Source organism: Stenotrophomonas geniculata (assembly GCF_034508895.1).
GTDB lineage: Bacteria > Pseudomonadota > Gammaproteobacteria > Xanthomonadales > Xanthomonadaceae > Stenotrophomonas > Stenotrophomonas geniculata.
In genome coordinates, this window is sequence record NZ_CP140571.1 from 1,358,325 (window position 1) to 1,371,058 (window position 12,734).

8 protein-coding genes and 1 pseudogene are annotated in these 12,734 nt (G+C 67.0%); 4 read left to right on the forward strand and 5 right to left on the reverse strand.

Translation table 11 applies throughout. The annotated features are described in order from the left end of the window. Window positions 1–301: 301 nt before the first annotated feature. Complete coding sequence (locus RI032_RS06420; protein ID WP_109814926.1) at window positions 302–1,186, reverse strand: OmpA family protein; 885 nt, start codon at window positions 1,184–1,186, stop codon at window positions 302–304. Beyond that, a complete protein-coding gene (locus RI032_RS06425; RefSeq protein ID WP_010480631.1) occupies window positions 1,183–1,548 on the reverse strand; it encodes a DUF4398 domain-containing protein in 366 nt (121 codons plus the stop codon). The genes RI032_RS06420 and RI032_RS06425 overlap by 4 nt, the downstream gene beginning before the upstream one ends. Window positions 1,549–1,669: 121 nt before the next feature. Between RI032_RS06425 and RI032_RS06430 the strand changes: the two genes are divergently transcribed. The 3 genes and pseudogenes from RI032_RS06430 (at window position 1,670) to RI032_RS06440 (ending at window position 5,518) form a co-directional block, all read left to right on the forward strand. Beyond that, the gene (locus RI032_RS06430) at window positions 1,670–2,797 is read left to right on the forward strand and encodes a PilT/PilU family type 4a pilus ATPase (RefSeq protein ID WP_043398800.1); all 1,128 of its coding nucleotides are present in this window, start codon (window positions 1,670–1,672) and stop codon (window positions 2,795–2,797) included. A gap of 58 nt (window positions 2,798–2,855) precedes the next feature. Beyond that, a complete protein-coding gene (locus RI032_RS06435) occupies window positions 2,856–4,139 on the forward strand; it encodes a putative DNA modification/repair radical SAM protein (RefSeq protein WP_049480776.1) in 1,284 nt (427 codons plus the stop codon). Continuing rightward, window positions 4,120–5,518 (forward strand): annotated as a pseudogene (locus RI032_RS06440) (UdgX family uracil-DNA binding protein). The gene RI032_RS06435 and the pseudogene RI032_RS06440 overlap by 20 nt, the downstream one beginning before the upstream one ends. A 49-nt stretch (window positions 5,519–5,567) precedes the next feature. On the opposite strand, the gene maiA reads toward RI032_RS06440, so the two are convergent. Both maiA and RI032_RS06450 read right to left on the reverse strand, forming a co-directional pair. Beyond that, entirely contained in the window at window positions 5,568–6,251 is a 684-nt protein-coding gene (gene maiA, locus RI032_RS06445; RefSeq protein WP_010480627.1) for a maleylacetoacetate isomerase, read from the reverse strand. 14 nt (window positions 6,252–6,265) lie between these two features. Further along, window positions 6,266–7,255 (reverse strand): fumarylacetoacetate hydrolase family protein, encoded by a 990-nt coding sequence (locus tag RI032_RS06450; protein ID WP_322548019.1) that lies wholly within the window; start codon window positions 7,253–7,255, stop codon window positions 6,266–6,268. A 906-nt stretch (window positions 7,256–8,161) separates the two neighbouring features. Here RI032_RS06450 and RI032_RS06455 point away from each other — a divergent pair. After that, the gene (locus tag RI032_RS06455) at window positions 8,162–9,577 is read left to right on the forward strand and encodes a DEAD/DEAH box helicase (protein WP_010484086.1); all 1,416 of its coding nucleotides are present in this window, start codon (window positions 8,162–8,164) and stop codon (window positions 9,575–9,577) included. Between the two features lie 549 nt (window positions 9,578–10,126). Here the strand turns inward: RI032_RS06455 and RI032_RS06460 are convergent. Then, a complete protein-coding gene (locus tag RI032_RS06460; RefSeq protein WP_322548020.1) occupies window positions 10,127–12,721 on the reverse strand; it encodes a M14 family zinc carboxypeptidase in 2,595 nt (864 codons plus the stop codon). Between the last annotated feature and the right edge of the window lie 13 nt (window positions 12,722–12,734).

Sequence of the window (12,734 nt, forward strand, 5' to 3'; positions counted from 1 at the left end):
ACGAACGCCCCGGCCGCAAGGCACGGGGCGTTGTTCATGGAGGAGCGCCGGTCGATGGCCACCTGGACGCCTGCAACGACCTGCGGCACTGGCCTGCGCACGTCGATTCGCTGCGGTTCGCGCCCTGTTTGCATCGGCCCGGCCCTCCCATCGTCCGGTCCGCGGCATTGCGTCCCGGACGATTGACCCTACGCCTGCTCAAGGCGGGGAACAAGACCCCTGCGGCAAAAAGACCGAACCCCGCCGGGGCGGGGTTCAGGCTGAATGCTCATCGCAACGAAAAACAAACAATATCAAGCAATTACGGGGCGATGATGACCTCGGCCGAACGCGCCTGGGTGGAGGCCGCCTTCTTGCCAGCGAGCTGGATCCGGTTGCTGGCGACACCGGCCGCGACCAGCGCATCGCGCAGCGCTTCGGCACGCTTCTGGCCTACGCCGTTCGCGTTGTCGTAGGCCTCGATGCGCAGGCGGCCCTTCTTGCCGATGTTCAGGTATTCGGCCAACGCCTTGGCCTGGTTGCGGGCCCCGCCGGACAGGCTGGAGGCGCCGGCGGTGAACGCGTCACCACGGAAGGTGAAGACTTCGCCGCGACCATCGAACTTCGAGGCCGGCAGTTTCTGACCGGACACCAGCTCGGCTTCCTCGCGGGCCAGCTTGGCGGCGTTCTGCTGGGCAGCGCTGAGGCGCTGCTGCTGCTTGCCGGCCACGCTGGTCAGGGCGTTCTCGGCGTCCTGGCGGGCCAGGGTTTCGGCCTCGGCGGCCTGGCGCAGGCGCTCGGCCTCCTCCGCCTGCATCTGCGCCTGCATGCGCAGCTGCTCGGCTTCCTGGCGGGCGCGGGCGGCGTCGCGGCGGCTGGCCTCGATCAGCAGGTCGCTGCGGGTCCGCTCCAGGCGGTCGACCTCGCGCGCGGCCAGGGCGGTGCGCACAGCGGTCTCGGCGATCTCCACCCGGCGCTCGGCCAGGTAGGTGGCCAGCTCCTGGTCGCGGCGCTTGGCCTTGTCCAGGGTGGCGATGGCCTGCTGGGCCTGCATGCGCTCGAAGGCGCCCAGCTCAGCGGTGTCGGGATTGGCCTGGATGGCCATCAGGCGCTGGCTCAGCTGCGCCACCATCGGGTTGTCGGCGGCCATGGACAGGGGCGGCAGCGCCAGCAGCGCGGCCAGGGTTGCGGCAGTCATCGGCTTCACCGGCGGTCCTCCCCGGTCGACAGCTGGCGTTGCAGCTGGTTGACCTCGTTGCGGCGCAGCTGCAGCTGCGCGGTCACGGTGGCTTCCTCGCTGCGGACGCGGGCCAGGTCGGCATCGGCAGCGGCGCGCAGGGCGATCGCCGGGGCGTTCTTGCGCTCGCGGCGGTCGCCGGCGGCGCGCTGGGCCTGCTCCAGCCCCTGCCGGGCCAGCCCGATCAGGTCCGGGGCGTACTGGTCGGCATCGGCCTGGGTGGCCTTGTCGACCGCCTGCCGGGCCTGGGCCAGTTCCAGTGCGCCGTCCTGCGCCCAGGCGGGGGCAGACAGTGCGAATGCAAACGCCATCACATACAGGCCATGGCGCATTCGTGCGAAGCTAAGTCGTTTCATTGGGGAGGCCGTACCGGTTGTCGGTTCACGGCCATTGTCGTCAAGCCGACACCGTGCTGGCAACGGGCGTCGGCCGTTTCGTTGGGGAAAATTCGCAATGGATATCGGCTACTTCCTGAAGCTGATGACCGAAAAGAACGCTTCGGACATGTTCCTGACCACCGGAGCACCGGTCTACATCAAGATCGAGGGGAAGCTTTATCCGCTGGGCAACACCGGCCTGCCGCCGGGCATGGTCAAGAAGATCGCCTACTCGCTGATGGACGAAGGCCAGGTGCCGCAGTTCGAGCGCGAGCTGGAGCTCAACATGGCCATCGCCCTGCCCGATGCCGGGCGCTTCCGCGTCAACGTGTTCAAGCAGCGGGGCGAGGTCGGCATGGTCATCCGCGCCATCCGCAGCCGCATCCCGAGCATCGAGGAGCTGAACCTGCCGCAGGTGCTGAAGGACGTCATCATGACCCCGCGCGGGCTGGTGCTGGTGGTGGGGTCCACCGGTTCCGGCAAGTCCACCTCGCTGGCGTCGATGATCGACCACCGCAACAGCACCACCACCGGTCACATCCTCACCATCGAGGACCCGATCGAGTACCTGCACAAGCACAAGATGTCGATCGTCAACCAGCGCGAGGTCGGGCTGGATACCCATGCTTTCCACAACGCGCTGAAGAACGCCATGCGTGAAGCGCCGGACGTGATCCTGATCGGCGAGATCCTGGACGCGGAGACGATGGAGGCGGCCATCGCCTTCGCCGAGACCGGCCACCTGTGCCTGGCCACCCTGCATTCCAACAACGCCGACCAGACCATCGAGCGCATCCTCAACTTCTTCCCGGAAAGCGCGCACAAGAACGTGCTGATGAACCTGGCGCTGAACCTGCGTGCGGTGATCAGCCAGCGCCTGGTGAAGAACAAGGAAGGCCGTCGCCTGCCGGCCACCGAAGTGCTGATCAACACGCCGATGATCCGCGACCTGCTGCGTCGTGGCCAGGTGCACGAGATCAAGGCGGCAATGGAAGGCTCGCTGGAGGAAGGCATGGAGAGCTTCGACCAGTGCCTGTTCCGGTTGGCCAAGGCTGGCACCATCGAGCAGGAGGAGGCCCTGCGCGCGGCCGACTCGCGCGATGGCCTGGCGCTGAAGTTCCGTCTGTCCGAAGGCAGCAGCGGCGAACACGACCCGTACGCGGATTTCTCGGCCGGCGCGCCGAGCATCACCCACGGGTTCTGACCTGAAGGGTTCAGGGGCGGTCTCATCCAATGAGACCGCCGATCCGTAGGTTTCCGCAATGGAAACCATCCGCAAGCTCGCCATCCTGGCTGACGCCGCCAAATACGATGCCTCCTGCGCCTCCAGCGGCTCGGGCAAGCGCGACTCACGCGCCAGCGGCGGCATCGGCAGCACCGAAGGCATGGGCATCTGCCACAGCTATACGCCGGATGGCCGTTGCGTTTCGCTGTTGAAGATCCTGCTGACCAACTTCTGCGTCTACGACTGCGCGTACTGCGTGAACCGGGTATCCAGCAACGTGCCCCGTGCGCGCTTCAGCGTGGACGAGGTCGTCGCGCTCACCCTGGACTTCTACAAGCGCAACTACATCGAGGGCCTGTTCCTTTCCAGCGGCATCATCCGCAATGCGGACTACACCATGGAGCAGATGGTGGAAGTAGCACGGCAACTGCGCGAGGAACACCGCTACGCCGGTTACATCCACCTCAAGACCATTCCCGAAGCGTCGCCGGAACTGCTGGCCAGCGCCGGGCGTTACGCCGACCGGCTGTCGATCAACGTGGAGCTGCCCACCGAAGCCGGGCTGAGCGCGCTGGCACCGGAGAAGACCGTACAGTCCATCCGCGGTGCGATGGGCGAGCTGCGCTGGCGCATCGAGGAAGCGAAGGAAGCGCGCAAGGTGCCAGCGGTGGTCGCGCCGGTGTCCACCCGCAGCGCACGCCCGCGCCCTCCCCGCTTCGCACCGGCCGGGCAGAGCACGCAGATGATTGTCGGCGCGGACGGGGCCAACGACCAGCAGATCCTGGCAAGCGCCGACAGCCTGTACGGCAACTACCGCATGCGCCGGGTGTACTACTCCGCCTTCAGCCCGATTCCGGATGCCAGCCGCCAGCTGCCGCTGCAGCCGCCGCCCCTGCAGCGCGAGCACCGCCTGTACCAGGCCGACTGGCTGCTGCGCTTCTACGGCTATGGCGTGGATGAAATCACCGATACCACCCAGGCCGGCATGCTCGATCTGGACATCGACCCGAAGATGGCCTGGGCGATCCGCCACCCCGAACGCTTCCCCGTGGATCTCAACCGCGCGCCGAAGGAAATGCTGCTGCGCGTACCCGGGCTGGGCGTGCGCAATGTGAAGCGGGTGCTGATGGCGCGCCGCCACGGTCGCCTGCGGGTTGCCGATGTGGCACGCCTGAAGGCGCCGATGAGCAAACTGCTGCCATTCGTGCTGCTGGCCGACCACCACCCGCGCAGGGCGCTGGACGATCCGGCGGCGCTGCGCGCCCAATTGGCCCCACCGCCCCGTCAGGGATCGCTGTTCGATGCCCCACCGCCAGCCTGACGCACAGCGCTGGTCGCTGCGGGTGGACCCGCCGTGGTCGCTGGAGGCCTGGCGCAACGGTGCGCGCGATGCCCTGTTGCGCGGCATCGCACCGGACCAGCTCGACTGGCTGGAGGGCAGCGACGCATCACTGCTGGATGCGCCGGCGGTCAGCTCCGCGCCCGTGCTGGCCGATGCCGGCGTGCCGAACGTACCGCGCGACTTCCTTGAACTGGCGGCCACCTGCCTGTGCCACCGCGATATGCAGCGCATGGCCCTGTTGTACCGGCTGCTGTGGCGCATCACCCATGGCGAGCGCTCGGTGCTGTCGAATCCCGCCGATACCGACGTGCTGCGCGCAACCGCGCTCGCCCAGGCCGTTCGCCGCGATACCCACAAGATGAAGGCGTACGTGCGCTTCCGCGAGGTGCCCGGCCAGCCCGAGGCGTTCATCGCGTGGTTCGAGCCACAGCACCACATCGTCGATCGGGTGGCGCCGTTTTTCGCGCGTCGCTTCACCGGCATGCACTGGGCCATACTGACGCCGTCACGCAGCGTGGCATGGGATGGACAAGCGCTGGCCTTCGGCCCCGGCGCACGGCGCGAGGACGCCCCGGCAGAGGATGCACGGGAGGCGTTGTGGCAGACCTATTACGCCAGCATCTTCAATCCGGCCCGGCTCAATACCCGGATGATGATGCAGGAGATGCCAGCCAAGTACTGGCGCCACCTGCCCGAGGCGCAGCTGCTGCCGCGCCTGGTGCGCGATGCGGGCGATCGCGTGCAGGAAATGCATGACCGGCCCGCGCAGGCACCGCAACGGAAGATACCTGCGCGGGCGCTGGCGCCAATGCCCGCTGTGGGAAGCGGCCACGCAGGTGGTGTTCGGTGAAGGCCCGGTCGATGCCCGGATCATGGTGGTCGGCGAGCAGCCGGGCGACGTCGAGGATCTGCGCGGCCAGCCATTCGCCGGCCCGGCCGGCCAGTTGCTGGACCGTGCGCTGGCTGAACTGGGAATCGATCGCGCGGCACTGTACCTGACCAATGCGGTGAAGCACTTCCACCATGAGCGCCGCGGCAAGATCCGGCTGCACAAGCGTCCGGAAAGCCGCCACATCCAGGCCTGCCGGCCATGGCTGATGGGCGAGATCGCGCGGGTGCGGCCGCAGGTCATCGTCTGCCTCGGCGCAACCGCGGCAGCCTCGGTATTTGGCCGTGATGTCAATCTGTCACGCGACCGTGGACGCTGGCACACGCTGGAGGACGGCACCCGCGGCTACGCCACCGTGCATCCGGCGTGGGTGCTGCGGCAGGGCGATGGCGCCCGTCGCGAACAAGCCTATGCGCTGTTCCGCGATGATCTCGCGCAACTGCTGCAAGAAGGGGACGGAGGGGATTAAGTCGTATATGCATTTACGACGTAATCCCCTCCGCCCCCTTTTTTTGGGTTCAGGCGGCGTCGGGCTGGTTTTCCGGGCGGGCGCGGTCGAACGCGTCCAGCGCCTGGCAGGCCGCTTCGATGCGGCGCAGGGTCGGGTACGGCGTCAGGTCCAGGCCGAAGCGGTGTGCGTTGTAGAGCTGCGGCAGCAGGCAGAGGTCGGCCAGGCCCGGACGATCGCCGTGGCAGAACGTGCCTGTGTCACCGCTGTTGGCCAGCAGCGTTTCCATGGCCTGGAAGCCTTCGGCCATCCAGTGCAGGGTCCACTGCGCGCGGGCGTCGGCCGGCAGCTGCAGGTCGCGCTCCAGGTACTGCATCACCCGCAGGTTGTTGATCGGATGGATATCGCAGGCCACCAGCTGGGCCAGCGCCCGCACCCGCGCGCGGCCGGCGGCGTCGGCCGGCAGCAGCGGTACCTGCGGGAAGCGCTCATCCAGGTATTCCACGATCGCCAGTGACTGGGTCAGCACCTGACCGTCATGCAGCAGCGTCGGCACCAGCTGCTGCGGATTGAGCGTGCGATAGGCGTCGAGGTGTTGTTCGCCGCCCTCGCGGACCAGGTGCACCGGCCGGGCCTCCCAGGCCAGGCCCTTCAGCTCCAGGCCGATGCGCACGCGGTAGGCGGCGCTGGATCGCCAGTAGGTGTACAGCACGATGCCGTCGTCGACCGGGCCGTCGTCAACCAGGATCTCCATCGCCGCCTCCATGCTCAGGGCTTGGCCGCCTGTTCGATGCGCTGCTCGATCGCGCCGAAGATGCTGTTGCCCGCGGCATCAAGCATCTCGATGCGGACCACGTCGCCGAAGGACATGAACGGTGTGCTCGGCTTGCCGTCGCGCAGAGTTTCCACCACGCGCTGCTCGGCGAAGCACGATGCACCCTTGCTGGTGTCTTCGTTGGCGATGGTGCCCGAGCCGACGATGGTGCCGGCGCCCAGCGGACGGGTCTTGGCCGCATGCGCGACCAGCTCGGCGAAGTTGAACTGCATGTCCACGCCCGCTTCCGGCGCACCGAACCACTTACCGTTGATGTGGGTCAGCAGCGGCAGGTGCACCTTGCTGTCCTGCCAGGCCGCACCCAGCTCATCCGGGGTGACGAACACCGGCGACAGCGCCGAACGCGGCTTGGACTGCAGGAAGCCGAAGCCCTTGGCCAGCTCGCCCGGGATCAGGTTGCGCAGCGAGACATCGTTGACCAGGCCGACCAGCTGGATATGGCCCGCCGCCTGCTCCGGGGTGGCGGCCATCGGCACGTCGTCGGTGATCACCACGATCTCCGCTTCCAGGTCGATGCCGTAGTCCTCGCTGACCACCTTGACCGCATCGCTCGGGCCGTGGAAGCCGGCACTGGTGGCCTGGTACATCAGCGGATCGGTGTAGAAGCTCTCCGGCACCTCGGCGCCACGGGCACGGCGCACGCGTTCGACGTGCGGCAGGTACGCGCTGCCATCGACGAACTCATAGGCGCGCGGCATCGGCGCGGCCAGTGCCTGCGGGTCAAGGTCGAACACGCCATCGGCGTCGCCGGCGTTGAGCGATTCGTACAGGGCGTTCAGGCGCGGCGCGATGTGGCTCCAGTCTTCCAGGGCCTGCTGCAGGGTGGCGGCAATGCCGGTGGCGCGCACGCCGTGGCGCAGGTCGCGCGAGACGACGATCAGGGTGCCGTCGCGGCCGCCTTCCTTCAAAGAACCAAGCTTCATGGGTGGGTGTCCGGAGTCGTGGGCAAACAAGTTTCAAGTGTAATCAAATCTGCGGCGGCGCCAAGCTGCAGCGCGGCATCGGTCCACCCTACCGTAGTGGGGGGTCGGCAGGGCTTGCAGCCCTGCACCTGCGTCAAGCCAGGGCAACAGCCGAAGCAACAGCAACAGCGGGCATTTCGTGGGATGGCGGGTCACTGTGGGTTTGCGGGGACGCCGTAAACCCGTCCATGGGGGCTTGGTCGCGGCATCCATGCCGCTCACACCCCGCAAACCCACAGTACCCCGCCTTCGACAGTAGGCCGGTGGTCAGTAGGTCCACGCCATGCGTGGATGAAATCTGTCAGATATCGAATGAAATTCCGGGGTCAGATCCGTTTTCCTGCGGGTAACGGATCTGACCCCATGCCATTCCGACAGATCGCAGGAAACTGTCGAAGGCGGGGTGGGTCCGGTGGCAGGGGCGTGAGCCGCATGGATGCGGCGACCGAGCTTACATGGACGTACTTGCAGCGTCCCCTGCCACCGGACCCACCCCGCCTACCCGCAGGAACCCGGCTTCTGACGTTGCTCTGGCCTTGGCTCGGGCGTCTGCGGGTGCAGGGCGCAGCCCTGCAGAGAGCCCCTTACCTGAACAGGCCTTTTTGCGTGAAGTCTCAAACATCGTTTAGACTTGCGGGGTCTGCAGCGGCCGTCCGTTTCCCTCCGGGATCGCCGGCGACCAGGGTCCGCCCTCTTCGCCCGCCCCCACTCCGACGCCGTTCGTCACGCATTCCAGCCTGCGCTTCGTGCCGGCTGCACCCAATTCTCGCAGCGCGGTTCACGGGAACGCTCCGAGTCAGCCGATCAGTTTGATCTGCCCCCGTCTGTCCGTTTGGACAGGCGTTTCTTGTACTTGGAGCAATCTCAATGTCTTTTGAATCGCTGGGCCTGGCGCCCTTCCTGCTGCGTGCGCTTGCCGAGCAGGGCTACGAAAACCCGACCCCGATCCAGCAGCAGGCGATCCCGCTGGCGCTGGCCGGTCGCGACCTGCTGGCCGGCGCACAGACCGGCACCGGCAAGACCGCCGCCTTCGGCCTGCCGCTGCTGCAGCACCTGGGCACCGCCTCGCAGGAAGTGCGCAGTGGCCCGCGCAAGCCGCGCGCGCTGATCCTGGCCCCGACCCGCGAGCTGGCCACCCAGGTGCACGACAGCCTGCGCGGCTACAGCAAGTACCTGCGCATCCCCAGCGCCTGCATCTACGGCGGCGTCGGCATGGGCAACCAGCTGGACATCCTGCGCCGTGGCGTGGACCTGCTGGTGGCCTGCCCGGGCCGCCTGATCGACCACCTGGAGCGTCGCAGCATCGACCTGTCCGGCATTGAACTGCTGGTGCTGGACGAAGCCGACCGCATGCTCGACATGGGCTTCCTGCCGTCGATCAAGCGCATCCTGGCCAAGCTGCCGAAGCAGAACCGCCAGACCCTGCTGTTCTCGGCCACCTTCGAGGACAACATCCGCCAGCTGGCGCTGGAGTTCATGCGCAACCCGGAACAGATCCAGGTGACGCCGAAGAACACCGTGGCCGAGACCATCACCCACCGCGTGCACCCGGTCGACGGCAGCCGCAAGCGTGACCTGCTGCTGCACCTGCTGGCGCAGGACAGCCGCGAGCAGACCCTGGTCTTCGCCCGTACCAAGCACGGCAGCGACAAGCTGGCCACGTTCCTGGAAAAGTCCGGCATCAAGACCGCGGCGATCCACGGCAACAAGAGCCAGGGCCAGCGCCTGCGTGCACTGGGTGACTTCAAGGCCGGTCGCGTGACCGTGCTGGTGGCCACCGACATCGCCGCGCGCGGCATCGACATCAACGAGCTGCCGAAGGTGATCAACTTCGATCTGCCGATGGTGGCCGAGGACTACGTGCACCGCATCGGCCGTACCGGCCGTAACGGTGCCACCGGCCAGGCGATCTCGCTGGTGGCGCAGGACGAAGTGAAGCTGCTGCGTGCGATCACTCGCCTGCTGGGCCGCGACATGGACATCCGCGACGTGCCGGGCTTCGAGCTGCAGACGCCGATCCGCTGGGGCAACAGCGCACCGGGCAAGGCCGAGCACGATACCGGCGAGCGCGCACCGCGCAAGAGCCACGCACGCCGTCCGCACGGCGATGCGCCGCGCCATGCGCATGCCGGCCCGAAGAAGGCCGGAGGCGGCCGTCGCGAGGGCGGTGGCAATGGCCAGCAGCGTGCCGGTGCCGGCCAGGGCCAGCGCCGTGGCGGTGGTGGCAATGGTGGTGGCCGTGGTCGTGGCCAGGGTGGCAACGGCGGCGGTCGCGCCGGCTGATCCCAGCTGAAGTGGATGACGTCTCCCGCTGCGCGGGGGCTTATCGAGGGACGGCGCTGACGCGCCGTCCTTTTTTGTTGCTGGCTACCGTGAGTAGAAGCCGGCGGTGTGCTGCGCTGAGGGCGGATGGGCGTGGGGCCAGCGCAAAACACGCCGTAAACCCATCCATGGGGGCTAGGTCGGCGCATCCATGCGCCTCACGGTTTTGCGCTGGCCCCACGCCCATCCGCTTCAAGCATTGCCCGCGCCTTCTTCTCCCGCCGGGTAGCCGGGAGAAGAAAGATCAAATTCAAATTCAAATTCAAATTCAAAGTCAAAAGCCGAAGCCGCAATTCCTGGCTTTGCCTTTGCCTTTGCTTTTGCCCTTGCTCCCGCCTTGGGGTCTGATGCGTCCGCGCCCGCAGGAAACTGTCATGGGAGGCAGGGGGCCTCAGCCAGGACCGTTGGCGCCAAGGATGGCGCCATCGAGCCCCCATGGATGGGTTCACGGCGTGTCCTGGCTGAGGCCCCCTGCCTCCCAAGCACAACAACGACTCGGCGCCAAACGCCTCAACCCCGCGCTTTACTCGGATTCACCAGATTCCCGAAGAAGATCGCGTTGATCAGCAGGCGATCCGTGACGTGCCAGTACTTGCGATGCGCCGGATCATCGGCGAACAGCACCACATTGCCCTGCCCCTGCGCCGACACCAGCAACCATGCACTGCCCGCCACCCGCGTACGGTTGCGCTCGGACAGGTAACCATTCACCCGCGGTGGCGTATCAATGCGCACCACCGTCGAGAACGGATTCGTGCTCGGCTGCAGCGTCACCGTGTTCTCCTTGTTGATCGCCAGCTGCCGGCGCGGCACGCCGAATGCCAGCGGATGGCTGGTATCAACATCGGCACTGAGGATGTTGCCGCTCACCCGCTCGATCGCGGCGATGTCGCGCTGGTCGCCGAACGCGCGGCGGCTTTCGTCAGCAGCGTCTTCTTCCTTGCCGAGCTTCTCGCCGTCGGCCAGCTTCTGTTCGATCGCCCACTTCGAGGCACTGCCGTAGGTCACCAGCGAACCACCGGCCAGCACCCAGCGCTTCAGTGCAGCCACTGCCGTGGCATCGACGCCCGTATAGGTACCGCCGGACAACACAATCGTGGTGTAGCGGTCCAGCGGCACCTTGCCCAGCTGCTGCGGGTCCAGCTTGCTGGCCGGCAGGTGCAGCTGCTGGTCGAGCAGGAACCAGGCCGAGCCGATCTCGGTGGCGGCCACGCCCTCGCCCATCACCAGTGCCACCGCTGGCTTGCGCAGCGCCTTGACGCCATCACTGCCGAGGTCGATGCCTTCGCGGCTGCGGCCGCTGGACAATGCATGTACGCGTACGCCGGCATCGCGTGCAGCAGCACTCACCGCATCCCGCAGCGCCGCGCCCTGCAGCGGTTGCCCGGCCACCGGAACAACGATGCTGCCAGCGGCGAAATCGGCCTCGCCCTGTGCAGTCGAAGCGGTAAATGGCTGGAACGTTGCGCGTGTGCTCAAACCTTTGGCCTGCAGCACCGCCAGCGCACGCCCGGCGTTGTAGTCGCGCCAGTCGATGACATAGGCGAAGCCGGCCTGGCCACCCAAGACCGCGCCCTGCTCCTCCGGCAGCGCGGCCACGCGGGCGCCACCATCGATACGACTGCGGCTGCCGGCGAAGGCCACACCGTAGGCCGGTGCGATCGCATAGCTGGTGCTGCCGTAGAACACATCCCCCTTGATCGGCGGCGTTTCGGCAAAGATCGAATGCACCAGGCGGAACTGCGCCTGCTGCACCGGCACCACGTAGGCGCTGCCGGCATCGAAGCGCTGCCCATCGACAGTGACTGCACGATCCAGCGCGCGCACCTCGATGCGATGCAACAGCAACAGTTCCAGCAGGCGACGGGTCAGTGCCGGGTCATGCGCGTCGCCGAACACGAAGCTCTTCACCGGCTGCTGCGCAGCCTGCTTCAACGCGCTCTGGAAGAACTGCTTCTGCAGGTCGAACAGGCCGTTGCGTTCGGTCACCGCGCCGCGCACCGTGCCCAGACCGGTGGCGACCTGGTTGCGGATGGTGAACGGGAAGGTCAGCAGGCCATTCACCGATTCCTGCACGCGACCGCGCGAGCTGGCCTGCTCGACGGTAACGCCGACAGCGCCATGGAAGTCCGGGTAGGTGGAGCCGTACACCGGCGAAAAATTGTCGAAATTCTCGCCGGTGTAGTACAGCGAACCCAAGGCATCCAGCGCCTGCGCGTGGTACTTGGCCAGGGTCTTGTTGAATTCATACGATGCCGCCGGAATCAGCGGGCTGTGCATGCTCTTCGGCGAAGGCTCGAAGTAGTAGGTGCTGTCCTTGCCCATTTCGTGGAAGTCGATCTGCACGTTCGGGTACCACTGGTGGAACACTTCCACCTTCGGCCGCGAGTCCTGCTGGGTCAGGGCCAGCCAGTCGCGGTTGAGATCGGTGAAGTAGTGATTGGTGCGGCCCTGCGGAAACGGCTCGACGTGCTCCTTGTCGGCCGGGTCGGCCGAGGCCGGGTCAGAGGCCCAGGCGTTGTGCCAGTTGGCGGCACGATCACGGCCGTCCGGGTTCTGCGCCGGGTCGAACAGCACCACCGCCTGCTGCAGCCACTGCTGGGTTTCCGCGCTGCGGTTGGCCACCAGGTAGTAAGCGGTCAGCATCGCCGCTTCGGCACTGGACGTCTCATTGCCGTGCACGCTGTAGCCCAGCCATACCACCACCGGGCTGTCACCGGCGGCGCTGCGCGGCTGCGCCGGATCGGCCAGGGTCGCGTGCTGCTGGCGGATCTGCTCCAGCCGCGCATGATTGCCTGCAGCAGTGACGGTGGCGATCAGCAGCGGGCGGCCCTCATAGCTGCGACCGATCTCGCGCACGCTGATTTTGTCGGAACGCTTCGCCAGTTCCTGGAAGTACGCCACCAGCTGGTCGTGCCGGGTGTAACGGCTGCCGATCGGGTAGCCGAGGAACTGCTCCGGCGTGGGCACCGCTGCATCGAACGCCGCTGCGTCGGTGACCTGCGGAAAGAAGTACGCGCTCTGTGCCTGCACCGGCTGCGGCGAGGACAGTGCGGTGGCGGCGGCAAGCAGCAACGGAAGAACGGCACGGCGATGCAAGGACACGGTGACTCCCCTG